Source organism: Cellulosimicrobium cellulans (assembly GCF_016907755.1).
GTDB lineage: Bacteria > Actinomycetota > Actinomycetes > Actinomycetales > Cellulomonadaceae > Cellulosimicrobium > Cellulosimicrobium cellulans_D.
Genome location: NZ_JAFBCN010000001.1, coordinates 3201898 through 3225758, shown reverse-complemented (window position 1 = coordinate 3225758; position 23861 = coordinate 3201898). Strand labels below are relative to the sequence as shown.

The window sequence follows — 23861 nt, the reverse complement described above, 5'->3', positions numbered from 1 at the left end:
CGCTGACGTGGCGCCCACGAACCTAGGCCGAGGCGGTTTCCCCGCCATGTACCCATTGTTTCGGGCGTGTTACGTCCCGCGTCCCCGTGTGACGTTCGTGCTACACGAGGGCACGCGGCAGCCGCCGGCGGGCGGTGTGCCGTTCGGCACGATACCGCCGTGCGCGCCCGCACCGTCGAGGTCGTCCACCGACCGGCACGTACCCTGGTCCCGTGGTTTCACGCGAGGACATGGGTTCGTGGCTCGAGGGCACCCCGGGCGGACAGCAGGACGGCCGGGGCGCGCGGCTCGGCCTCCCGCCGGACGGACCGGGCTCGCTCGCGACCCTGGGGCGGCGCGTCGTCGCGCTCGTCATCGACTGGGTGCTCGCGACGCTCGTCGCGTTCCTCTTCTTCCGGCCCGCCGCACCGGGATTCTTCGAGGGCATCTCGGCGCTGCCGGTCTGGTCGCAGCCGCTGGTCTTCGCTATCGAGAACGTCCTGCTGGTGAGCACGCTCGGCTTCACGGTCGGTCACCGTGTCATGGGCATGCGGGTCCGTCGCCTGGCTGAGCCGGCGCGCATGGTCGGGATCGGCCGCGGGGCGCTGCGGACCGTGCTCCTTTGCCTCGTCATCCCCGCGGTCGTGTGGGACGCCGACGGGCGCGGGCTCCACGACCGCGCTGCGGGCACCGTCCTGGTCCGCACCTGACGGCGGCTCCGACGTGCGTCCCGCGCAGCGGGGTCACCCGGGGCCAGCAGTCACGCGGGACGACGACGCCCGGCCGGTGAGGAGCGAGCCTCGCCCGGCCGGGCGTCGTCGTGCAGCAGGAAGTCTGGTCAGCGACCCTTGAGGCCCTTGCGGTCGGGGCGGGCGCGCGTCGGGTCGATGCCCTTGGGGATCGGCAGGCGCGAGACCCCGAGGGCGCGCAGACGCTTGGACACCTCGGCCGTCTCCGGCTTGGTGAGCGACGGCTTGAGCTTCTGGACGGCGCGCGGGAGCTTGGGGAGGGCGACCTGGCCCTCCTCGTCGCCGACCTGGATCGTCGTGATCGGCACGTTCGGCAGCACGCGCGCGACGCGCTTGCGCTCGGCGTCGAGCTGACGCTTCGCGCGGTGCGCCGGACCCTCGCTCACCAGCACGACACCCGCCCGGCCGACGCCGCGGAACACGAGGTCCTGCGTGCGCGGGTCGATCGCGACCGGCTCCTCGTCGAACGTCCAGCCGCGGCGGATCGTCCCGAGCGCGGCGCGCGCTGCGCCGGGCTGACCCTCGATCTGCTGGTAGGCGGCGCGCTCGGCGCGGCGCGTGAGCACGAACATCGCGCCCAGCGCCGCGAACGGGATGCCGACGATGAGCGTGTAGACCCACTGGCCCCACCACAGGCCGATGCCGAGCGCGACGGCGAGGATGCCGACGAACACGCCGAGCATGACCCACGTGACCGCAGGGTCCTGCTTGCGCGTCATCTGGTACGCGGCCCACACCTGGTGGTACCAGCGCTGCTTCTTGGGCTTCTTCTGCTTCGCGACCTGCTCGCCGGCGGCGGGCGCGCCGGTGCTGTCCGAGTTCTTGCGGGCCATGCCGGTCAGTCTAAAGCCTGTCGAACGACTATCCGTGGCGGTCGAGTCGGCGTAGCAGGAGCCGGGTCTGGGAGAGGATGATGAATGCTTCGTGGGTTGTGAGCGGGCTCTCGTACTGGCGGGCGAGGCGTCGGTGGCGGTTGATCCAGCCGTTGGTGCGTTCGACGACTCAGCGTCGTGGTTGGACGACGAACCCGTCGACGGGTTTGGGGCCGGAGACGATCTGAAGCTCGATCCCGGCCTTGGTCGCTGCTTGGGTGCCTGCTTGGCCGGTGTAGCCGTTTTCGGCCCCAGACATGCGTCACCGACGGGCACGGGTTCTTCATGAGCGGGTCGGCGAGCGCGGGCCGGTCCTGGACGTTTGCCGCGGTCACGTGGGTGGCCGGGGGCCGTCCGGCGGTGTCGAGGAGGATGTGTCGTTTGATGCCGTCGACCTTCTTCGCGCTGTCGAACCTGCGTGGTCCTGGTACAGGTGTGGACTGGACGGACGAGGAATCCTCGACTGCGGCGGTCGGGTGCTCGTGGCGCCCGTCCGCGCTCCGGTCCTGGCCGCGCAGCATGGTGAGCACACGTTGCCACAGCCCGCGGCTGGTCCATCTGGTGAAGTGCTTGTGCGTCGCGGACCAGGAGACGGCGAAGTCGTGCGGCAGCGCTCGCCAGGGGATGCCTGTCGTCACGACGAACGGCAGCGCGTTGACGTACTCGCGCCACCGGTGCTCGCAGCACGGGCGCCCGCCGCGGTCGTGGATGGGGACCACGAGCGCTGTGATGCGCGCCCAGGCGGCGTCGGTCAGGTCGGAAGGTTAGCAGCGGCGAGGGCCGGGACAGTCACACGGACGGGAATCGTGGAGGTCGGCACAGACATCCCCGGGTCGTGTCAGTGCTGGTCGCTACCGTGCTGGTCGATGACTCGGCATACGACGTTCCAGTGGGTGGCTGACCCCACCGTGGAGCAGGCACGCGCCCTGGCCCGCCACGAGGGCGCCGCGCGGTTCGCGTTCAACCAGGGCCTACGCCTGCACCTGAACGCCCGCCACGCCGTCAAGAAAGCCGTCGTCGACGTCGAGGTCCCGTGGACCGGGTTCGACCTGATCAATGCGTTCAACGCGTGGAAGAAGTCCGAGGACGCCGGCCGCCGCTTCGTCGTCGACGGCTCGGGTGCTGCGCAGTTGGAGGTCACCGGCCTTGCCTGGCGCACCGAGGTATCCGCGCAGGTCTTCGAGGAAGCCGTGGTGGATCTCGGCAAGGCCCTGAAGGCGTGGACCGACTCCCGGCGCGGCAAGCGCGCAGGACGGCCGGTCGGGCACCCCAGGTTCAAGAAGAAGAACCACGAACGCGGCTCGTTCCGCATGCGCAACAAGGTCTCCACGACCAAGGCTGGCCAGCGCGCCACGATCCGTCTCGGTGAGGCCGGACCCCGGTCGGTCACGCTGCCCGGCATCGGCGCGATCAAGGTCCACGACGACACCCGCCGGCTGCGGCGCATGATCGCTTCCGGGCGGGCGCGCATCCTGTTCGCGACGGTCTCCCGCCGTGGCGGGCGGTGGCGCATCAGCGTGAACGTCGAGGCCACCGACCTCCACCCCGCCGCCCGCCACCCCGTGCGTGACGACGCCGACCGCGGCGGGTGGGTCGGCGTGGACCGTGGACTGCACGCACCCGTCGTCGCCGCCCTTGCCGACGGCACCCAACCGCTGCGCATCGCGGAGGCGCCCAAGGCCCTGCGGGCGGCGCAACCCGTGACCCGGCGTCTGCAGAAGTCCGTGTCCCGCAAGGTCAGGGGCTCCGTGAGTCGGCGTGCCGCCGTGCGCCGGCTTGCCCGTCACCATGAGCGGGTCCGTGCTCGCCGTCATCACTTCCTGCACCAGGTCTCCAACCTGCTGGTCCAGACTCACGACCGGCTCGTCATCGAAGACCTGAACATCACCGGCATGCTCGCCAACCACCGGCTCGCCGTAGCCATCTCTGATGCGGCCTGGGGCGAGCTCGCCCGCCAGATCACCTACAAGCAATCCTGGCGAGGCGGCCACGTCCTGGTTGCCGACCGGTGGTTCCCTTCCTCGAAGACCTGCTCCGCCTGCGAGAACGTCAACCAGACACTCACGCTCGCCGATCGCGTCTTCGTCTGCGAGCACTGCAAGCACACCACCGACCGAGACCTGAACGCCGCGGTCAATCTCGCCACCTGGGGCGAGCGCCACTTCTCCCAGGTCCTGGACCCCGAAGCACGAGGCCAGGTCACCAACGCCCACCGACGGGAAGGCTCTGGCCCGCGCATTCGCGCGAGTGAAACCAGCCCGAACGACGTGGGAACCCTCGCCGCCAACGTGGGATAGGGACGTCCGGGAAGGACGCTGCCGAACACCTCACCGACGTTGTTCGACAGGCTTTAGTGGGGTGCGCGGGCCAGCAGGCTCGCGGCCTCCTGGCGGGACGTCGTCGGCTCGGCGAGGTGCGCGAGCGCCGCCGGGATCTCCATGCCGCGGCGCGTCATGGCCTGGCCCCACAGGCGTCCCGCGCGGTACGACGACCGCACGAGGGGGCCGGACATGACGCCGAGGAAGCCGATCTCCTCCGCGGCGTCGGACAGCTCGACGAACTCCTCGGGCTTGACCCACCGGTCCACCGGGTGGTGGCGCAGCGACGGGCGCAGGTACTGCGTGATCGTCACGAGGTCGCAGCCGGCGTCGTGCAGGTCCTGCAGCGCGTCCTTGGCCTCCGCGATCGTCTCGCCCATGCCGAGGATGATGTTCGACTTGGTCACCAGCCCGGCCTCGCGCGCCCGCGTGAGGACCGACAGCGAGCGCTCGTAGCGGAAGCCCGGGCGGATCTGCTTGAAGATGCGCGGCACGGTCTCGAGGTTGTGCGCGAGCACCTCGGGGCGCGACGCGTTCACCTCGTCGAGCAGCTCGGGGATCGCGTTGAAGTCGGGGATGAGCAGCTCGACGCCGGTGCCCGGGTTGAGCTGGTGGATCTGGCGGACGGTCTCCGCGTAGAGCCAGGCGCCGCCGTCGGGCAGGTCGTCACGCGCGACGCCCGTGATCGTCGAGTAGCGCAGGCCCATCGCCTGGACGGACTCCGCGACGCGACGCGGCTCGTCGGCGTCGAAGTCGGCCGGCTTGCCCGTGTCGATCTGGCAGAAGTCGCACCGCCGCGTGCACTGGTCGCCGCCGATGAGGAACGTCGCCTCGCGGTCCTCCCAGCACTCGAAGATGTTGGGACAGCCCGCCTCCTCGCAGACCGTGTGCAGGCCCTCGCGCTTCACGAGGCCCTTGAGCTCGGAGTACTCAGGACCCATCGTCGCGCGGGTCTTGATCCACTCGGGCTTCTTCTCGATCGGCGTCGCGGCGTTGCGGGCCTCGACCCGCAGCATGCGCCGTCCTTCAGGTGCGATCGTCACGGGTGTCTCCCGGTCGTCGTGGCGAGTGAGCGCCGACGTCGCGCCGAGCAGGCAGGTGGGCGGCGCACCGTTCGGGTGCGCGTGCCCTGGTACGACGCCGGACTCCGGTCAGACTACGCGCTCGCGCTCGTCGTCTCCCGCGCGTCGCTCACCCTGTGGACGTGACGTCAACGACACCCCGGTCACGACGAGCAGGACCGCCGCGACCACCGGGAGCGCGAAGGCGCTCGTCGTCGACACGGCGTCGGCGAGCGCGCCGCCCCCGGACGCGCCGATCGCGACGCCGACGACGTTCGCGCTCGCCACGAGCGTCATGGCCGACGCCGTCCGCCCGGCAGGGGCACGGTCGCCCGCGACGGTGAACACCGTGACCATGACCGGCCCGACGAACAGGCCGGTCGCGGCGACCGCGACGACGACGGCCGTCAGCGAGCCGCTCGCGGCGGCGAGGGCAGCGGAGAGGACGAGGGCGAGCGTGCCCGCGACGAGCCCGGCGGCGAACGTGATCCACCGGCTGCGCAGACCCCACCGGCGGGGGAGCGCGACGACCGACAGCGCGGTGACGGCGGAGCCCACCCCCATCACGGCGTAGACGAGGCCCGCGCTACCGGGGACGCCCGCGTCGCGGGTGAGCGCGGTGAGCGCGGCCTGCGTCCCGCCGAACAGGAGGCCCATCGCGAGCATCCCGACGAGCACGACGGCCTCACGCCGCACGAGCGCGAACGTCCCGACGGCACCCGTGGCCGACCTCGTCATGCCCTCGCCCGGAATGGCGTCGGACGAGGCGGCGGGGAGCTGGACGCCGGTCGCGCGCGCCGTCGGGTGGAGGGCGAACGCGGTGCCGAAGACGGCGATGCCGCCCGCGGCGACGAGGACCGCGACCTGTGGCGAGCCGGCCGACGCGAGGACGCCGACGAGCGCGGGGCCGAGCACGAAGCTCACCTCGTCGGCGGTGCTCTCGTAGCTCATCGCGGCCTCGACGGTGCGCGGCTCGTCGGCGGCGAGCCGGAGCCAGCGCACGCGCGCGAGCGGGCCGACCTGCGGTGCGCTCGCCCCCGTCACCGCCGCGGCGGCGAGGACGGCGGCCGTCGCCCCGGGCGCCGTGGCGGCGAGCACGAGGCCGAGCACGGCGAGCGTCGCGACGGGGACGGCGACGAGCAGGACCCGGCGCTGACCGACGCGGTCGGCGAGCGCGCCCTGGGCCGGGCCGCCGAGGGCCGTGCCGAGCGCCGTCGCCGCCGAGGCGAGCCCGCCGAGCGCGACGGACCCGGTCGTCGACGAGACGAGGAGCAGGGTCCCGATGGTGAGCATCGAGAACGGGAGCCGGGCGAGGAACGCCACGGGGAGGAACGCGCGCCCCGCGAGCTGCGGCAGGCGGGCGTATCCGGTGCGCGCGGGCGCGTCCGGTCGGGGAGGTGCAGGCAGGGGTGGGGTGGTGCGGGCGCGCGACGTCGGGCGCGCGGGGGTGGTGGTCATGCGGTCCAGGTCCTCGGGGTACGTCCTACCGCGCGCCGACCCACCCGTACTCCGGCGCGCGAGGATTCCCTGGACTTCCCAGCCTAGCCCGCGAGCGCGTCCTGCGGGGCGGCGACGGGGGCGTGGTCGGACGCGGTCGCGGCGAGCAGCGGCGCGAGCGCGTCCTCCAGCGCGGCCACGAGCAGCGGCGCGACCTCGGCGAGCGTGACCTCGCGCCCGAGCTCGGCGGTGAGCGACGTCACGTCGGCGTCCTCGATCCCGCAGGGGACGATCCGATCGAAGCGGGAGAGGTCGGGGACGCAGTTGAGGGCGAGGCCGTGCATCGTCACGCCCTTGGCGACGCGCACGCCGATCGCGCAGACCTTGCGCTCGCGGCGGGTCTCGTCGGCCGCGACCCAGACCCCGCTCCGCCCCTCGACGCGCATCGTCACGAGGCCGAGGCGCGCGCACACGCCCATGACGGCCTCCTCGAGCGCGCGCACGTACCCGACGACGTCGACCGGCTCGGCGAGCCGCACGACCGGGTAGGCGACCTGCTGGCCCGGGCCGTGCCAGGTGATCTTCCCGCCGCGGTCGACGTCCACGACAGGCGTGCCGTCGTCGGGCCGCTCGTCACGGCGCGTGCGGCGGCCGGCGGTGTAGACGGAGGGGTGCTCGACGAGGATCAGGGTGTCCGGGCGGGTGGTCGCGACGACGTCGTCGTGCACCGCGCGCTGGAGGTCCCAGGCCTCGTGGTACTCCGTGATCCCGGGCAGCGCGAGCAGGTCCATCGGCTCAGGTTAGCCCTCGTCGTGGGGTGTGCGGGGCAGGGTCTCGAGCAGGGCGAGGAGGGCGTCCCGCAGCGCCGCGACCTGCGCGTCGTCGAGACCGCGGGTCGCGAGCTCCTCGGCGGGACGACGCCGCGCGGCGGCCAGGCCCGCCTCGCGCCCGGCCGCGGTGATCGCGACGGCGCGGCGGCGGCGGTCGGCGGGGTCGTCGGTGCGGGTCACGTACCCGGAGCGCTCGAGCCGGGCGACGACCCGGCTCATGGTCTGCTCGGTCACGCCCGACTCCTCGGCGAGGACGCGCTGCGAGCGGGGTCCGGCGAGCAGGTGCATGAGCACGGGGAAGCCCGCATGGTTGAGGTCCCACTGCCCGAGGTGGGCGTTCCACTCCCGCTCGATCCGGCGCGCGACGGCGAACAGGAGGCGGCCGGTGGCCCACTCCTGAGGGTCGGTGGGTGTGGGGTCGCCGACGTCGGGGCCGGCGTGCGGCCCGGCGGCGTTGTTGCTCGACGCGTGCTCCAACGTGCATTCCTCCCTCCGCCATGGCACCATTCCTCAGCATGCTGAGCAATAGGACGGGCGGGTTCCTCCGCGGGCTGATCATTGTCGCAGTCATCGGTCTGTGGATGGCGATCGGCGCGCTGGGAGGGCAGGCGCAGGGCCGCCTGAGCAGCGTGCAGACGAACGACGCCGCCGCGTTCCTCCCGGCGAGCGCCGAGTCCACGCGCGCGGCCGAGGTCGCGCAGGAGTTCACGGACTCCGAGACCCTCCCCGCGCTCGTCGTCGCCACGACGGGTGACGGGAGCGCTCTGACACCCGACGACCTCGCCGCGCTCGACGCCTACGCGAAGGCCGTGCCGGGCGCCCCGCTCGAGGGCACGTCGGGCGACGAGCCCGCGACCGTGGGCGACGTCTCCGTCGCCGACCCGGTCGTCGTGCCGTCCGAGGACGGCGAGGCCGCGCTCGTCGTCGTCTCTCTCGACGCCTCCGTGGCGTCGGACCGGATCGGCGCCGACGAGGACAGCGTGAGCGAGCTCGCCGTCGGCGCGCTGCGCGACCTCGCCGCCGCGGACGCGTCCGAGGGCGGGCTCGCGGGTACCTCGCTCGACGTGTGGGTCACGGGCCCGGCCGGGTTCGTCGCCGACCTCGTCACCGCGTTCGGCGGGATCGACACCGTCCTCCTGCTCGTCGCGCTCGGCGCTGTGCTCGTCATCCTCGCGATCGTCTACCGGTCGCCGATCCTGCCGTTCCTCGTCATCCTCACGGCCGTGCTCGCACTGACGCTCGCCGGCCTCGTCGTCTACCACCTCGCCGCGGCCGACGTCCTCACGCTCAACGGGCAGTCCCAGGGCATCCTCTCGATCCTCGTCGTCGGCGCCGCGGTCGACTACTCGTTGCTCGTCGTCGCGCGGTACCGGGAGGAGCTGCGCCTCGTCCGCTCGACCACGACGGCGCTGCGGCGCGCCGTGCGCGCGTCCGTCGAGCCGATCGCGGCGAGCGCCGGGACGGTGATCGCGGGCCTGCTGTGCCTGCTCCTGTCCGACCTGTCGTCCAACCGCAGCCTCGGCCCGGTCGCGGCGATCGGCATCGCCGCGGCGTTCGTCGCGGCCCTCACGCTCCTCCCGGCGCTCCTGCTGGTCGCGGGCCAGCGGTCGCGCGGCCTATTCTGGCCGCGCATGCCCCGGTACGAGGGCGCGCACACGCAGCACGACGGGGGAGTCGCGGACGCGCAGCCCGCGGACGTCGAGAGCGACGACGCGGTGCGCGTCGAGGGCCACGGCGTCTGGTCGCGCGTCGCGAGCTTCGTCGGCCGGCACGACCGGCGCGTGTGGGTCGTCACGGCACTCGTCCTCGCCGCGTGCGCGGCGTTCGTCCCGACGCTCGACGCCGAGGGCACCGGTGACTCGGAGGTGTTCCTCGCGGACGTCGACTCCGTCGCCGGGGAGGCGGCGCTCACCGAGCACTTCGAGGGTGTCTCCGCGCAGCCCGCGACCGTCGTCGCCCCCGAGGAGGACCTCGACGCCGTCGTCGCGGCCGCCGAGGGCGTCGAAGGCGTGGCGGCCGCGAACCCCGTCACGGACCAGCCCGCAGCGGCGCCGGGTGCGCCGGCGCAGGGCGACCCCGTGGTCGTCGACGGCCAGGTGCGCGTCGACGTCACCACGGACGCGCCCTCGGACAGCCAGGAGGCCGTCGAGACGGTCTCCGCGCTCCGTGACGCCGTGCACGACGTCTCGCCCGAGGCGGTGGTCGGCGGTGCCGCTGCTGAGCGCCTCGACACCCAGCTCGCGGGCCAGCGCGACCTGCGGGTCATCGTGCCGGTCGTCCTCGCCGTGATCCTGCTCATCCTCGTCCTGCTGCTGCGGTCGATCGTCGCGCCGGTCCTGCTCATGCTCGCGAACGTGCTGTCGTTCGGCGCCGCGCTGGGCGTCGCCGCGATCGTGTTCGACCACGTGCTCGGCTTCCCGGGCGCCGACCCGGCCGTCCCGCTCTACGCGTTCTGCTTCCTCGTCGCGCTCGGGGTCGACTACTCGATCTTCCTCATGACGCGCGTACGGGAGGAGAGCCTGCGGGTCGGGACACGGCGCGGCGTGCTGCGCGGTCTCGCGGTCACCGGGTCGGTCATCACGTCCGCGGGCGTCGTGCTCGCGACGACGTTCGCCGCGCTCGGCATCATCCCGTTGCTGTTCCTCGCCCAGCTCGCGTTCATCGTCGCGTTCGGCGTCCTCGTGGACACGCTCGTGGTGCGCTCGCTGCTCGTGCCCGCGCTCGTGCACGACGTCGGTCGTCGGGCCTGGTGGCCGAGCGCCCTCGGGCGTACCGACCGGGGGCCGGGGGAGCAGGGTCAGCCCGCGGGGACCGGCTCGGCGGGGCAGTCCTCGAGCACGCGTGCCATCGCCTCCGACTCGGAGGGCGTCACGGAGAGCTCGTAGGCGGTCTTCACCGCGATCTGCCGTGCGACGTACGGGCATCGGAACGCGTGGTTCGGGGGCAGCCACGCCGACGCGTCGCGCGCGCCCTTGGACTGGTTCGCGGGGCCGTCGGACGCGAGCAGGTTGAGCGGGTCGTTGGCGAACTGCCGGCGCGTCTCGTCGTCCCAGGCGCGCGCGCCCTTGCGCCACGCGTCCATCAGCGGGACCACGTGGTCGATCTGGACGGCCATGCTCGTCGCGTTGCCGCGGCGGAAGTCGATGGTCTCGCCCGTGTACGGGTCCTGGAACGTGCCGGTGCGCACCTCGCAGACCTCGCCCCGCGTCGAGAACGTGAGGTCGGTCAGGTCGCGCGCGAGGATGTCGTTGCGGGTGTCGCACCCGTTGCCGTCGACGTCCGCCCACGCGGGACCGAAGAGCTCCCGCTCGTAGCCCGTGTCCGGGCCGGGGCCCTTGACCTCGAGCCGCGCCAGCGCCTCGAGCGCGCTGCCCGGGGCGGGGTCCGGCTCGTCGTCGGCGGCGACCGACTGCTGGTTGATGACGTTCGCGACCACGATGGCGACCGCCAGGGCGATCAGCACGTAGCGCAGGACGCTCCGACGAGGGACGCGGCGGCTCGTGGTGCTCAAGGGACGACCTTCCCGAAACCGATTCTCGGCCCGACCCGCGCGAGACGGTACGCAGCGCTCCATACCGGACCAACGCGCACATTCTGCCAGGTCCGGGAGGGTGCTCGGACCACTCCACGGGACCCCGCCGGTACCGGTCGGCGGCACGGCTAGATTGGTCGGCATGGACACCGCCGCACGCACGCTCAGGGTCGGGATCGTCGGGTACGGGGGAGCGGGCCGCGGCATCCACGCGCGCCTCGTCCGCGAGACCGGGCACGTCGTCACGGCGGTCGTCGTCCGGTCGCCCGAGCGTCGCGCCGCCGCGGTCGAGGACTGGCCCGAGGTGCACCTGCACGACGACCTCGACAGGCTCGTCGCCGACCGCGCCGCCTACGACGTCGTCGTGGTCGCCAGCCCGTCCGCCCTGCACGCGGACCACGCCTCGGCGCTCCTGCGCGCGGGGGTGCCGGTCGTCGTCGACAAGCCGCTCGCGCTCGGCGCCGTCGCCGCCGGCGCCGTCGTCGCCGCCGCGGAGGAGGCCGGCACGCCCCTCACCGTCTTTCAGAACCGTCGCTGGGACCCCGAGCAGCTCACCCTGCGCTCGGTGCTCGTCCGCGGGGAGATCGGGCGCGTCCACACCTTCGAACGCCGGTGGGAGCGGTGGCGCCCCGTGCCGCAGCAGCGCTGGAAGGAGAATGACCCCGTCGGCGGCGGCCTGCTCCTCGACCTCGGGCCGCACCTCGTCGACTCCGCGACCCAGCTCTTCGGGCGCGTGACGGCCGTGTGGGCCGAGCTGCGCTCGCACACCACCCCCACCGAGGACGACGTGTTCCTGGTGCTCCACCACGAGCCCGACGCCGACGGCAACGCGGTCGTGAGCCGCCTCTGGGCCGGCTCCGTCGTCGGCGCCCCGGGGCCCCGCACGCGCGTGCTCGGCACGGCCGGGGCGTACGTCGTCACGACGTTCGAGAACGACGCGTCGCCCTTCGAGGTCTTCGACGACGCCGCCCCCGAGGGCACGCTCGGCTGGGTCACGCGCGGTCGCGAGCGCGAGCCCGTCGCGCAGGCCCCGGGCGGGCACGCCGACTTCTACCGTGCCGTCGCCGCCTGGATCCTCGACGACGGCCCCGTCCCCGTCGACCCGCGCGACGCCGTCCGGACCGCCGAGGTCCTGGACGCCGCCCGCCGCAGCGCCCGCGAGGGCCGCCTGCTCGACGTCTGACCGCCCCCGGGAACCCGGCCGCGCGGCCCGCGATCCGGCCTGTGGACAACGGTGCTTCAGGGGCCGGCACGCGGTGAGATGGTGACATGCCCTTGCCGACGCCGCGCCGTGCGCGACCGCCCGTGGAGTCCGTCGCGGACCTGGTGCCCGTGCTCGCCGCCGCGGGGTGGTCGGTGCGGCGGGAGCCCGGCGCGACCGGGGGGATCGTCGCCTCCGACGCCGTGGGCACCGTGTGCGAGGTCACGCGGCTGACGGTCCCCGAGGAGCCGGGGGCTCGCGCCGCGCTGGTCGAGCACCTGCGTGCCCTCTCCGAGGATCACGAGCACCTCGTGGCGGTGCGCGGCGTCGTGGAGGCGGGGGAGGCGTCGCTCGGGGTCCTCACCGACCACGTCGACGGGCTGCGCCTCGACGAGCTGGCGGCTGCCCGGGAGCCCTTCCGGGCCGCCGAGGCCGTCACGGTGCTGGTCCCGGTCGCGCAGGGCCTCGCCGCGCTCCACCGGGACGGGCGCGTGCACGGTGGCCTCGACGCCGCGTCGGTGGTCGTCTCGGCCGGCGGTCGTGCGGTCCTGCGGCCATCTCTGGCGCCCGCACGCGGGACGGCCGCGGACGACGTGCGCGACCTCGCGCGCCTGGTGCTCGACCTCGTGCCGCCCCCGGCGTCGAGCCATCCGTCCTACCGGGCGTCCGGCGACCCGGACGACGCCCGCGACCTCACGGCGCTGCACGCCGAGCTCGCGGTCGCGCTGCGCGACGAACCCTCTGCACGCCCGGCCGCGGGGACCTTCGCCGCACGCTGCTACGACGCCGTCGAACCGCGGCCGGTCGTGATGCCCGACGCCGCGCGTCTCGTCGCGGGCGCGTTCGGCGGCCGGCGTGCCGTGCGGCCGGGCGTCGGGTCGCCGACGGCGTCCGCGAGCGCCACGGGGGGTGGTGCCACGATCCGAGGGCGGGGCGCCCGGACCCGACGACGACGGACCCTCCGCGCGGTCGGCACGAGCCTGGCGATCCTCGCCGGGTGCGCGGCGCTCGTGCTGCTGCTGGTCCTTCTCGGGCCGTCCGGGACGGCGCCGCTCGACGGCGACGAGCCCGCCCCGGTCGCGGCCACGACCGCCGTCGAGCCGGAGGCGGACGCCCGGGCGGTTCTCGACCCGGCCGACCCGAGCGGCGCTGCGCGCGCGCTCACCGCACGGAGGCTCGCGCTGCTCACCGAGGGCACGGGCGACCTGTCGTCGGTGGTGGTCGCGGGCTCGTCGGCGGAGGCGCGCGACGTCGCGGTGCTCGAGGCGCTCGACGGCGTGGACGTGCTCGACGCGCGCGCGGAGGTCTTCGACGCCCGGCTCGCCGAGGACTGGTCACCCGCGACGGCGGGGGAGGGCGTCGAGCCCGCGGACCCGGTCGTCGAGGTCGACTACGCCGTCAGCGCCCACCGGCAGCGTACGGGCGAGGGCGAGCTGCAGGTGCCTGCGACGCCACGGACCACCGTCGTGCTCGTGCTCCGCTGGACCGACGACGGGTGGCGTGTCGCCGAGGTGCGGTGACCCGCACCGTCACGCGCACGGCTCGGCCCGAACGCGTCGGAGCATGAGGTCAGCGGCGCTCCGCGACCCGTCGGGCGGCGTCGGCGAGGAGGGGGTCGGAGAAGGCGAACCCGCTCGCCTCGAGCACGCTCGGGAGGGCGCGCTGCGAGCCGAGGATGTCCGACGCGAGCTCGCCGAGCACGACGCGCAGCGCGACGGACGGGACGGCCACCACGGCCGGGCGGTGGAGCTCGCGGGCGAGCGCGCGGGTGATCTCCGCGTTCGTGGCCGGGTGAGGGGAGCACAGGTTGACCGGCCCGTGCACGGGAGCGGTGAGGAGGTGGCGCAGCGCGTCGACCTCGTCGCGCAGCGTGATCCAGCTCCAGTACTGGGTGCCGGGTCCGAGGCGACCGCCGACGCCGAGCCGCAGCAGCGGCAGGAGCCGGCCGAGCGCGCCGCCCTCGGAGGACAGCACGATGCCCGTCCGGGCGTGCACCACGCGGACGCCCGCCTGCTCGGCCGGCGCCGTCGCGGCCTCCCACTCCCGGACCAGGCGGGCGAGGAACCCGTCGCCCGACGCCGACGTCTCGGTGAGCACCTGCGCGCCACGGTCGCCGTAGTAGCCGATCGCGGAGCCCTGGACCCAGACGGGCGGCGGCGCGTCGAGACCGGCCATCGTCCGGGCGAGGAGGCCGGTGGTCCGGGTCCGGGACGTGACCAGGGTGCGCTTGTACTCCGTCGTCCAGCGGTGGTCGCCGATCCCCGCGCCGGCGAGGTTCACGACGGCGTCGGCCCCCTCGATCACGCCGGGGTCCAGGACGCCGGCGTCGGGGTCCCACTCGTGCTCGTCGGACGTCTGCGGGGCACGCCGCACGAGCCGGCGCACGTGGTGGCCGTCCTCGCGCAGCCGTTCCAGCAGCTCGCCGCCGATGAATCCGTGCGAGCCCGCCACGACGATATCCATGGGGCCACGCTACGGGTCCACGACGGCCCTGCGCACCAGTGGCCGGGAACTTCCCTGTCGGTCGACGGCGGGACCGGGCCCGAGCACGCCGCGAGGCCCCGACCGTGGTGGTCGGGGCCTCGCGGCGGTGCGTCAGGGAGCGCGGAGCGTCAGAGGCCGACCTCGGACTCGAACGCGCCCTCCTCGATGCGGTTCTTGATCGTGGTGAGGAAGCGCGCGGCGTCCGCACCGTCGACCAGGCGGTGGTCGTAGGACAGGAAGATGAAGCACGTCGAGCGGATGCCGATCGTGTCGTTCCCGTCCGCGTCCGTGACGACGACCGCGCGCTTGGTGATGGTCCCCGTGCCGAGGATCGCCACCTGGCCGACCGGGACGATCGGCGTGTCGAAGACGGCGCCGCCCGAGCCGGTGTTGGTGATCGTGAACGTCCCGCCCGCGAGCTCGTCCGGCCCGACCTTGTTGGCACGCGTGCGCGAGCCGAGGTCGGAGATCTTGCGCGCGATGCCGGCGAGGTTGAGGTCGCCCGCGTCCTTGATCACCGGGACGACGAGGCCGCGCTCGGTGTCGACCGCGATGCCGACGTTCTCCTGGCCGTGGTACGTGATCTCGTCCTCGGCGAAGGTCGCGTTGATCTTCGGGTAGGCCTTGAGCGCCTCGACCGCGGCGAGCGTGAAGAACGGCAGGAACGTGAGGTTGGCGCCCTCGCGTGCCTTGAAGTCGGCCTTGGCACGGTTGCGCAGCGCGGCGACGCGCGTGACGTCGACCTCGACGGCCGTCGTGAGCTGGGCCTGGGTGCTCAGCGCCTCGACCATGCGGCTCGCCACGAGCTTGCGCAGGCGGCTCGTCTTCTCGGTCGTGCCGCGCAGCGGCGAGACGGCGGGGACGGTGGCCTTCTTCGGGGCGCCACCGGCCGCGGGTGCCGCGGGAGCGGCGGCCGGGGCGGCCTTGGCCTCCTCGGCCTTGCGGGCGGCCTCGAGCACGTCCTCCTTGCGGATGCGGCCGCCGACGCCCGTACCCGAGAGGGTCGAGAGGTCGACGCCCTTGTCGGCGGCGAGCTTGCGCACGAGCGGCGTGAGGTAGGTGCCACCGGCCTTGGCGGCCGGGGCCGGGGTCGCACCCGGGGCCGACGGCGCAGCCGGCTTCTCGGCGGCGGGAGCGGGGGTGCTCGTCGCCGGGGCAGGCGTCTCCTCCTGCGCGGCCTGGGCCGGGACGTCCGCCTCGCTCGCGGGCGTGCGCGCCTCGGTCGGCGCCGGGGCGGGAGCGGCTTCCTGCTTCGGGGCCTCCTGGGCGGGCTGCTCGGCCGGGGCCGCGGGGGCCGCGGCCGGGGCGGCGCCCGAACCGACGATCGCGAGCACGGTGCCGACCTCGACCGTCTCGTCCTCCTGGACGAGGATCTGCTGGACGGTGCCCGCCACGGGGGAGGGGACCTCGGTGTCGACCTTGTCGGTCGAGACCTCGAGCAGGGGCTCGTCGACCTCGACGGTGTCGCCGACCGACTTCAGCCACCGGGTCACGGTGCCCTCGGTGACGGACTCGCCGAGCGCGGGGAGCGTGATCTCCTCGCCGCCCGACGCCTGGGTGGGAGCGGCCTCCGCGGCGGGAGCCTCCGGCGCCGCCGGGGCGGGGGCCGCAGGAGCCTCCTGCGCGGCGGGCTGCGCGGGCTCGGGCTCCGCCTGGGGCGCGGGCGCCTCAGCCGCAGCGGGGGCGGCGTCGCCGCCACCGGAACCGTCGCCGATCACGGCGAGGTCGGTACCGACCTCCACGGTCTCGTCCTCCTGGACGAGGATCTGCTCGAGCACGCCCGCGACGGGCGAGGGGATCTCGGTGTCGACCTTGTCGGTCGAGACCTCGAGCAGCGGCTCGTCGACGGCGACGGTGTCGCCGACCGACTTGAGCCAACGGGTGACGGTGCCTTCGGTGACGGACTCGCCGAGGGCCGGCATCTGCACGTTCTCAGACATGACCTGCCTGGTCTCCTTCGATCGTTGGGGTCAGTTGTGGGCGTGCAGAGGCTTGCCGGCCAGGGCCAGGTGCGCCTCTCCGAGTGCCTCGTTCTGGGTGGGGTGGGCGTGGACCAGGGCGGCGACGTCCTCCGGGTACGCCTCCCAGCCCACGATGAGCTGGCCCTCGCCGACGAGCTCGCCGACGCGCGCGCCGATCATGTGCACGCCGACGACGGGCCCGTCCTTGCGGCGCACGAGCTTGACGAAGCCGCTGGTCGCGAGGATCTTGCTCTTGCCGTTGCCGGCGAGGTTGTACTCGAGGGACTCGACCTGGTCGGCGCCCCACGTCTCGATCGCCGCGGCCTCCGTGACGCCGACGGACGCGACCTCGGGCTCGCAGTACGTGACGCGCGGGATCGACGACTCGACGATCGGCGTCGGGTCGAGCCCGGCGATCTGCTCCGCGAGGAAGATGCCCTGCGCGAACCCGCGGTGCGCGAGCTGGAGGCCGGGCACGATGTCGCCCGCGGCCCAGATGTTCCCGACGCCCGTGTGCAGGCGCTCGTCGACGATCACGAACCCGCGGTCGAGCGTGATGCCCTGGGCCTCGAAGCCGAGGTCCGCGGTGCGCGGTCCGCGCCCCACGGCGACCAGCAGCAGCTCGGCCTCGAAGGTCTTGCCGGACTCGAGCGTGACGGTGACACCCGAGTCGGTCTCCTTGACGCCCGCGAACCGGTCGCCCAGGGAGAACTGGATGCCCCGCTTGCGGAACGCACGCTCGAGCGACTTCGACAGCGCCTCGTCCTCGTTGGGCACGAGGTGGGGCAGCGCCTCGACGATCTGGACCTCGGCGCCGAACGACTTCCACACGCTCGCGAACTCGACGCCGATCACGCCGCCGCCGAGCACCACGACCGACCTCGGGACGCGGTCGAGCCGCAGCGCCTGGTCGGAGGTGATGACGCGGCCGGCGATCTCGAGGCCGGGCAGCGAGCGCGCGTACGAGCCGGTCGCGAGCACGACGTGGCGGCCGGTGTACCGGGTGCCGTCGACCTCGACGGTGTCCTGCGACACGAGCCGGCCGTGGCCCTCGACGAACGTGATGCCGCGCGAGGAGACGAGGCCCTGCAGTCCCTTGTAGAGACCGGCGACGACGCCGTCCTTGTAGCCGTTGACGCCCGCCATGTCGATGCCCTCGAGCGTGCTGCGGACGCCGAACCTCGCGCCCTCGCGGGCGCCGTCGGCGAGCTCCGCCGCGTGGAGCAGGGCCTTGGTGGGGATGCACCCGTTGTGCAGGCAGGTACCACCGAGCTTGCCCGACTCGACGAGCGCGACGGAGAGGCCGAGCTGGGCGGCGCGCAGCGCGGTGGCGTAGCCGGCGCTGCCTCCGCCCAGGACGACGACGTCGAATGGTGTGCCGGGTTCGGCCACGTGCGACTCCTTCAGCGAGGGGAGAGCGAGGGCGGACGTCCACGGCACGTCGACGGGCCGGACGGGAACCGCTGGCCCACGGTGCGTGAACGTTCTCCGGGTGCCATCTTGGCACCTCGGGCACGGGCTCCCCAATCGAAACCAGGGCCTCGCTGCTGTGACGCTGCAGACAGCGGTGCCCACCGTATGACCAGGGTCACGCTGTAACCTTCCGCTGTGCCCCGGCTGCCCAAGCTGTCCAGCCTGTTCTCTCGCCGCCCCGCGACGACCCCGTCCGCGAGCGGCTCCGCCGCCGCGCCGTCGGACGCCCGTCGCGCGACGCTCGCCCACCTCCAGGACTTCGTGCGCACGCGCGTCGGGGTCGAGGCGTACGTCGAGCCGCCCACGCAGGACACGGGGGCGACGCTCCTGCTCATCGCGACGACGGGCGAGTGGACGCGGCGGCGCGTCCCGGACGAGAAGACGGCGTTCGACGTCGCCGGCTCGCTGGGCGTACCCGTCTACAACGTCCGCTTCACCGGCTACCCGCAGCGCATGCGCGACTGGAACTCGCGCCAGCGTCGTCGCTGACGCCGGCGCGAGCTCCCCTCGTCGTCCGGCCTCAGCGCTGCGCGCGGCCCTCGACGAGGCCGAGCAGGGTGCGGACGGCGACGCCCGTGCCGCCGACGGGGGTGTACCCGTGCGCCGAGCCCTCGTTGAACGCCGGGCCGGCGATGTCCAGGTGGGCCCACGGCGTCTCGCCGACGAACTCCTGGAGGAACAGGCCCGCGACGAGCATGCCGCCGAACCGGTCGCCGATGTTCGCGAGGTCCGCGACCTTCGACTTCAGCGACGCACCGAGCTCCTCCGGCAGCGGCATGGGCCAGAACTGCTCGCCCGCGGCGTCCGCCGACGCGACGACCTCGGCGCGCACGTCGTCGGCACCCATGACCGCGGAGACGCGGTTGCCGAGCGCGACCATCTGCGCGCCGGTGAGCGTCGCGACGTCGAGCACGACGTCCGGCTTCTCCTCGACCGCGGCGACCAGGCCGTCGGCCATGACGAGGCGGCCCTCGGCGTCGGTGTTGAGCACCTCGACGGTCTTGCCGCCGCGGATCGTGATGACGTCCGACGGGCGCTGGGCGGTGCCCGACGGCATGTTTTCCGCGAGGCACAGCCAGCCCGTCACGGCCACGGGCAGCCCGAGGCGCGCGGCGGCGACGACCGTCTGCAGGACGGCGGCGGCGCCGGCCATGTCGGACTTCATCGCCTCCATGCCCTTGGCCGGCTTGATCGAGATGCCGCCCGAGTCGAACGTGATGCCCTTGCCGACGAGCGCGACCTTCGCGGCGGGCCGCGACGGCGCGTAGGCGACCTTGACGAGGCGCGGGCCCCGAGCCGAGCCCTGGCCCACGCCGACCAGGCCGCCGTAGCCGCCCGCGGCGAGCGCCTTGTCGTCGAGCACCGTGACCTTGAGGCCCTTGGCGCCCGAGTCCTTGACGGCCTGCTTCGCGACGTCGGCGAACGCGGCGGGGAAGAGGTCGTTGGGTGCCGCGTTGACGAGGTCGCGCGTCGCGTTGACGGCGGCCGCGACGACCTTGGCCCGCTCGACGGCCGCCTTGGCCGCGGCGCTGCGCGAGCTCCCGGCGAGGATCTCGACGGTCGCCGGCGGGCGGCTCGCGGCCGTCGCCTCGCCCGTGCGGTAGCGCGCGAACGCGTACGCGCCGAGCAGCGCGCCCTCGGCGACGGCGCCGAGCTCGGCCTCGTCCTCGACGGGGAGCGCGACGGCGACCGACGAGGTCCCGGCGAGGGCACGCAGCGCCGCCCCGGACGCGCGGCGCAGCGACTCGGCGCTGAACGTGCCGTCGGCACGGCGGGCGCCGAGCCCCACGAGCACGAGCACGTCGGCCTTGAGCTCGGGCCCGGCGGGCACCTTGCGGACCTCGTCCGCCGCGCCCGTGATGCCGAGCGCGGGTGCGAGGCCCTCGAGGGCGGCGACCACCGGGCGAGGCAGGTCGCCCCCGACGATCGCGACGCCGTCGGACGTCGTATGGGTGCCGACGACGAGTGCGTCGACCTTGGCACCGGCGGGATTCTTGCTGGAGACGGTCAGTTCAGCCACCCCGCGATGCTATCTCCGGGAGCGCCGCCCCTGCCCCCGCGACGTCAGCGGGACCTGTGGACCGATTCCGTGGCCGCGGGCCGCCCCCGGTACGCTCGGCCGCGTGGTCCTTCCCCTCCTGCTGCTCGTGGTCGCGGCGTGCGTCGCGCTCGCCGGCTGGGCGCTCGTGTTCGTCGCGCGCGACCGTGCGGTGATCCTGCGCCAGCTCTGGGGTGCGGCGGTGATCGAGGGACTGATCCTCGTGCAGGCGGTCGTGGTGGGCGTGCTCGGCGCCACCGGGACCGCGCCGAGCGACCCCGTGCTGCTGTGGGGCTACCTCGTGACCACCCTCTTCATCCTGCCCGTCGCCGCCCTGTGGGCCTTCGCGGAGCGCTCGCGCTGGAGCTCCGTCGTGCTCGCGGTCGCCGCGCTCACCGTCGCGTTTCTCGAGTGGCGCCTGTGGCAGATCTGGAACGCCTGACCTGGAGGTCCTCGCCATGAGCGCACCCGCCGCCCCGGACGGGGCGGACCCGACGGCGACGCCCGCGCCGCGCGGCACCGCTCCGCGCCCGAGCACGAGCCGCCGTACGAACACCGGCTTCGGCCGGGTCCTCGTCGCCGTGTACGGGATCTTCGCGCTCGCGGCCTCGGCGCGTGCCGGCGTGCAGCTCCTGCGCGACTGGCACGAGGCGCCCCTCGCGTACGCGCTGTCGGCGCTCGCGGCCGCCGTGTACGTCGTCGCGACGATCGCGCTCGCGCGGGGCGGGGAGGTCGCGCGCCGCGTCGCGTGGGTCGCGGTGGGCGTCGAGCTCGTGGGCGTGCTCGCCGTCGGTGCGTTCTCCCTCGCCGACCCCGAGGCCTTCCCCCGCGCGACCGTCTGGTCCGGCTTCGGGCAGGGCTACGGCTACGTGCCGCTCGTCCTGCCGTTCGTCGGCCTGTGGTGGCTCTGGCACACCCGTCCGGGCGGCGCGTCGCCCGCCGCCGCCCCGAGCACCACCAGCACCCGCCCCGACGCCCCGGAGGACGCCGCATGACCCGCCGCCGCCCGCTCCTCTACGGACTGCTCTTCGACACCGTCTTCCGGCGCATGGACCCGGAGCGCGCGCACCACGTCGCGTTCGACCTCATCGGCGCCGCCGGCCGGGTGCCCGTGCTGCGTGACGTCGTGCAGGGCGCGCTCGCGCCCTACCTGGGCCGTGCGGCCGGGGGCAGGGGCAGCGTCGAGGTCCTGGGCAAGGTCTTCCCCGCGCCCTTCGGTCTCGCGGGCGGGTTCGACAAGGACGCGCGCGCCGTGCGCGGGCTGACGATGCTCGGCTTCGCGTTCGTCGAGATCGGCACGGTCACCGCGCACGCGCAGCCGGGCAACGAGAAGCCGCGGCTGTGGCGCGAGCTCGACGTCATGGGCGTGCGCAACCGCATGGGCTTCAACAACGAGGGCGCCGCGGCGGCCGCCCGCCGGCTCGCGGCGCTGCGCTCGACGAGGTCGGGGCGCGCCGTGCTCGTGGGCGCCAACATCGGCAAGACGAAGGTCACGCCGGCAGCCGAGGCTGCGGCGGACTACGCGACGAGCGCGGGCCTGCTCGCGCCGTACGCCGACTACCTCGTCGTCAACGTGTCCTCGCCCAACACCCCGGGCCTGCGCGACCTCCAGGAGGTCGAGTCGCTGCGTCCGATCCTCGTGGCGGTGCGCGAGGCGGCCGACGCCGCGACCACGGACGCGGGCGTCTCCCGGGTGCCGCTGCTGGTCAAGATCGCGCCCGACCTCGCGGACGAGGACGTGGACGCGGTCGCCGACCTCGTCGACGAGCTCGACCTCGACGGCGTCGTCGCCGTGAACACGACGATCGGGCACGACCGCGGCCCGGGCGGGCTGTCCGGCCCGCCCGTCCGTGCCCGGGGCCTCGCCGTGGTCGCGCGCCTGCGCGAGCGCCTCGGCGCGCGTCGCGCGATCATCGGCGTCGGGGGCATCACGACCGCGCACGACGCCCGCGACTACCTGCACGCGGGTGCCGACCTCGTCCAGGGATACACCGGGTTCCTCTACCAGGGCCCGCTCTGGGCGGCGCGCATCAACCGGTCGCTCGCGCGCCACCCGGAGCCGGGCGAGCACGTGCGGGGCGCCGAGGCGAGGGAGGCACGATGATCCGGCCGCAGTGGGTCTGGGAGCTCGACGACGCCGAGGGCCACGTCCTCGCGTCACCCGTGAGCCCCGTGTTCACGACGCAGTACGACGCGGAGCAGTGGCTCGGCGAGACGTGGCGCACCCTCGCGGCCGAGGGTGCCGCGGTCGCGCGGCTCCTGCACGACGGGACGCAGGCGACCGCACCGGTGGAGCTCCGCGCGCGCTGACACCACCGGGTCCGTGCGCCCGACGGCGTGCGCCCGCGTCCGGGCGGACCCCTCGCCTCAGGCGCGCGTCACCTCCGCCCAGGCCGCGCCCAGGCGCGTCGCGGCCGAGCGCAGCGACCCCTCGTCCGCGGTGAAGGTGAGCCGGACGTGCCCGTCGCCGGCGCCGTCGGGCGTGAGACCGGGCCCGGGCGCCACGAGCACGCCGCGCCGGGCCGCCGCCGACGCGAGCGCGTGCGCGCGGGGCTCCCCGAGCGCGACCCAGAGCGACAGCCCGCCCCGCGGGCGTGCCACGTGCCACGCCGGGACCTCGCGGCGCAGCGCGGCGCGCAGCACGTCGCGACCGTGGCGCCACCCGGAGAGCCGTCCCGGCAGGTCCTGCGCCTGCCGCGCCCACAGCTCGACCGCCACGAGCTGCTCGACGACGGGCGTCGCGACGTCGTCGGCCGTGCGCACCTCGACGAGCCGGTCCACGACCCGGCGCTGCGCCCGCACCCAGCCCACGCGCAGCCCGGGCCACACGGTCTTGGCGAGCGAGCCGACCGCGACGAGCGGACCGGGGCGGTCCCCGAGCACGGGCTCGGGGACGGCGCCGTCCAGCACGACGTCCGTGAGCGTCTCGTCGACGACCACCGGCACGTCCCACGACCGTGCCCGCTCGCGCAGCTCGACGCGCTGCCCCGCCGAGAGCGTCGACCCCGTGGGCGCGTGGAAGTCGGGCACGAGGAACACGAGGCGCGGGTCCGCCCGGCCCACGACCGACGCCAGGCCGGCGAGGTCGAGCCCGTACCCGTCGGGGTCGGCGGCGTCGCGGTGCCGGCTCTCGAGGAAGCACCCCGACCGGGCGAGGTAGCGCGGCGGCAGGCGCGGCACGGCGTCGTCGTCCGGGACCGTCGGCACCCCGACGAGCCGGGCGCGCGCCGCGCGGGCCGCGGCGAGCGCGCCCGGGTAGGTCGGGGACTGGACCACGACCCGGTCCCGCGCACCGACCCCCGCGCGCACGACGAGCGAGATCGCGTGCTGCGCGCCCGAGGTCACGAGGATCTCGTCGGCGCTCGTGGGCGTCCCGCGCGCCGTGTACCGGGCGGCGACGAGCTCGCGCAGCTCGGCGACGCCCCGCGGCGCGAGCCCGGGGGACGCGAGCAGGGGGCCGGCTCGCTCGACGGCGGCGCGGTACGCGTCCGCGAGCCCCGCCGGAGCCGGGGGGACCGCGGCGGACAGGTCGACCGGGTCGTCGTCGCCGAGGCGCAGCGGGGGCGGTGCGGCGGGGCCCGCCGCCGGGTGCGGCAGCGTCACCGTCCCCGAGCCGACCCGGCTCGACACGACCCCCGCGTCCCGCAGCCGCTGGTACGCCGCCGCCGTCGTCGACCGCGACACCCGCAGCACGCGCGCGAGCTCGCGCTCGCCCGGGAGCAGCGTCCCCGGCGAGACGACGCCCGCCTGGAGCGCGGTGGCGAACGCGTCGGCGATCGCGACGTACGTCGGCACGTCCGTGCGCCACTGCCCGAGCACGCGCACCGCGGCGCGCGGGGAGAGCCGGCCGAGCACGGCCGGAGCCACGCCGTCGAGTGCCCCCACCAGGCCACTGTGCGGCGAGTGGACCTGTCGGCGCAACGGCG

At 74.6% G+C, this 23861-nt stretch carries 22 protein-coding genes; 10 read left to right on the top strand and 12 right to left on the bottom strand.

Annotation, left to right across the window (positions count from 1 at the left end; all coding sequences use genetic code 11):
* Positions 1–212 precede the first annotated feature (212 nt).
* Positions 213–689, top strand: a complete 477-nt coding sequence (locus JOE63_RS14115; protein WP_087472346.1) for an RDD family protein — start codon at positions 213–215, stop codon at positions 687–689.
* 128 nt (positions 690–817) lie between these two features.
* On the opposite strand, the gene JOE63_RS14110 is transcribed toward JOE63_RS14115, so the two are convergent.
* A complete protein-coding gene (locus tag JOE63_RS14110) occupies positions 818–1561 on the bottom strand; it encodes a DUF4191 domain-containing protein (protein WP_047233940.1) in 744 nt (247 codons plus the stop codon).
* Between the two features lie 5 nt (positions 1562–1566).
* Positions 1567–2355, bottom strand: a complete 789-nt coding sequence (locus tag JOE63_RS21805) for a transposase (protein ID WP_204543739.1) — start codon at positions 2353–2355, stop codon at positions 1567–1569.
* Positions 2356–2466: 111 nt separating this feature from the next.
* Between JOE63_RS21805 and JOE63_RS14100 the strand changes: the two genes are divergently transcribed.
* On the top strand, positions 2467–3897 hold the full coding sequence (locus JOE63_RS14100; RefSeq protein ID WP_239576709.1) for a transposase: 1431 nt from the start codon (positions 2467–2469) through the stop codon (positions 3895–3897).
* A gap of 53 nt (positions 3898–3950) precedes the next feature.
* Here the strand turns inward: JOE63_RS14100 and lipA are convergent, their stop codons facing one another.
* The 4 genes from lipA to JOE63_RS14080 form a co-directional block, all read right to left on the bottom strand.
* On the bottom strand, positions 3951–4961 hold the full coding sequence (gene lipA / locus JOE63_RS14095) for a lipoyl synthase (RefSeq protein WP_204542209.1): 1011 nt from the start codon (positions 4959–4961) through the stop codon (positions 3951–3953).
* 108 nt (positions 4962–5069) lie between these two features.
* Positions 5070–6437, bottom strand: coding sequence for an MFS transporter (locus JOE63_RS14090; RefSeq protein ID WP_204542207.1), 1368 nt, complete (start codon positions 6435–6437; stop codon positions 5070–5072).
* An 83-nt stretch (positions 6438–6520) separates the two neighbouring features.
* Positions 6521–7207, bottom strand: a complete 687-nt coding sequence (lipB, locus tag JOE63_RS14085) for a lipoyl(octanoyl) transferase LipB (RefSeq protein ID WP_204542206.1) — start codon at positions 7205–7207, stop codon at positions 6521–6523.
* Positions 7208–7216: 9 nt separating this feature from the next.
* Positions 7217–7723, bottom strand: coding sequence for a MarR family winged helix-turn-helix transcriptional regulator (locus JOE63_RS14080; RefSeq protein WP_239576708.1), 507 nt, complete (start codon positions 7721–7723; stop codon positions 7217–7219).
* 38 nt (positions 7724–7761) lie between these two features.
* Between JOE63_RS14080 and JOE63_RS14075 the strand changes: the two genes are divergently transcribed.
* A complete protein-coding gene (locus tag JOE63_RS14075) occupies positions 7762–10131 on the top strand; it encodes an MMPL family transporter (RefSeq protein WP_239576707.1) in 2370 nt (789 codons plus the stop codon).
* Here the strand turns inward: JOE63_RS14075 and JOE63_RS14070 are convergent.
* Entirely contained in the window at positions 10044–10757 is a 714-nt protein-coding gene (locus tag JOE63_RS14070) for an HNH endonuclease family protein (RefSeq protein WP_239576706.1), read from the bottom strand. The genes JOE63_RS14075 and JOE63_RS14070 overlap by 88 nt on opposite strands.
* A gap of 163 nt (positions 10758–10920) precedes the next feature.
* Between JOE63_RS14070 and JOE63_RS14065 the strand changes: the two genes are divergently transcribed.
* Both JOE63_RS14065 and JOE63_RS14060 read left to right on the top strand, forming a co-directional pair.
* Positions 10921–11961 (top strand): Gfo/Idh/MocA family oxidoreductase, encoded by a 1041-nt coding sequence (locus JOE63_RS14065; RefSeq protein WP_204542202.1) that lies wholly within the window; start codon positions 10921–10923, stop codon positions 11959–11961.
* Positions 11962–12047: 86 nt separating this feature from the next.
* Positions 12048–13499: a hypothetical protein gene (locus JOE63_RS14060; RefSeq protein ID WP_204542200.1), complete on the top strand. Its 1452-nt coding sequence runs from the start codon at positions 12048–12050 to the stop codon at positions 13497–13499.
* A 49-nt stretch (positions 13500–13548) separates the two neighbouring features.
* Here the strand turns inward: JOE63_RS14060 and JOE63_RS14055 are convergent, their stop codons facing one another.
* The 3 genes from JOE63_RS14055 to lpdA all read right to left on the bottom strand — a co-directional run bounded on the left by JOE63_RS14055 (position 13549) and on the right by lpdA (position 17816).
* Positions 13549–14442, bottom strand: a complete 894-nt coding sequence (locus tag JOE63_RS14055) for a TIGR01777 family oxidoreductase (protein ID WP_204542199.1) — start codon at positions 14440–14442, stop codon at positions 13549–13551.
* A gap of 149 nt (positions 14443–14591) precedes the next feature.
* Entirely contained in the window at positions 14592–16403 is a 1812-nt protein-coding gene (gene sucB / locus JOE63_RS14050) for a 2-oxoglutarate dehydrogenase, E2 component, dihydrolipoamide succinyltransferase (protein ID WP_204542198.1), read from the bottom strand.
* A 30-nt stretch (positions 16404–16433) separates the two neighbouring features.
* Entirely contained in the window at positions 16434–17816 is a 1383-nt protein-coding gene (lpdA, locus tag JOE63_RS14045; RefSeq protein WP_087473017.1) for a dihydrolipoyl dehydrogenase, read from the bottom strand.
* 216 nt (positions 17817–18032) lie between these two features.
* Here lpdA and JOE63_RS14040 point away from each other — a divergent pair, with 216 nt between their 5' ends.
* The gene (locus tag JOE63_RS14040; protein WP_244286187.1) at positions 18033–18386 is read left to right on the top strand and encodes an oxidoreductase; all 354 of its coding nucleotides are present in this window, start codon (positions 18033–18035) and stop codon (positions 18384–18386) included.
* A 31-nt stretch (positions 18387–18417) separates the two neighbouring features.
* Here the strand turns inward: JOE63_RS14040 and JOE63_RS14035 are convergent, their stop codons facing one another.
* Positions 18418–19917, bottom strand: a complete 1500-nt coding sequence (locus JOE63_RS14035) for a leucyl aminopeptidase (protein ID WP_204542197.1) — start codon at positions 19915–19917, stop codon at positions 18418–18420.
* A 103-nt stretch (positions 19918–20020) separates the two neighbouring features.
* Between JOE63_RS14035 and JOE63_RS14030 the strand changes: the two genes are divergently transcribed.
* Genes JOE63_RS14030 through JOE63_RS14015 form a run of 4 tightly spaced genes read left to right on the top strand, consistent with a single transcriptional unit; the run spans position 20021 to position 22245 of the window.
* Positions 20021–20377 (top strand): hypothetical protein, encoded by a 357-nt coding sequence (locus JOE63_RS14030; RefSeq protein WP_053371242.1) that lies wholly within the window; start codon positions 20021–20023, stop codon positions 20375–20377.
* A 16-nt stretch (positions 20378–20393) separates the two neighbouring features.
* Positions 20394–20930, top strand: a complete 537-nt coding sequence (locus JOE63_RS14025; RefSeq protein ID WP_239576705.1) for a hypothetical protein — start codon at positions 20394–20396, stop codon at positions 20928–20930.
* Entirely contained in the window at positions 20927–22039 is a 1113-nt protein-coding gene (locus JOE63_RS14020) for a quinone-dependent dihydroorotate dehydrogenase (RefSeq protein WP_204542196.1), read from the top strand. Before JOE63_RS14025 ends, JOE63_RS14020 begins: the two co-directional genes overlap by 4 nt.
* A complete protein-coding gene (locus tag JOE63_RS14015; protein WP_087472331.1) occupies positions 22036–22245 on the top strand; it encodes a hypothetical protein in 210 nt (69 codons plus the stop codon). The genes JOE63_RS14020 and JOE63_RS14015 overlap by 4 nt, the downstream gene beginning before the upstream one ends.
* A 57-nt stretch (positions 22246–22302) precedes the next feature.
* Here JOE63_RS14015 and JOE63_RS14010 read toward each other — a convergent pair whose 3' ends face one another.
* On the bottom strand, positions 22303–23820 hold the full coding sequence (locus JOE63_RS14010) for an aminotransferase-like domain-containing protein (protein WP_204542195.1): 1518 nt from the start codon (positions 23818–23820) through the stop codon (positions 22303–22305).
* Positions 23821–23861 lie beyond the last annotated feature (41 nt).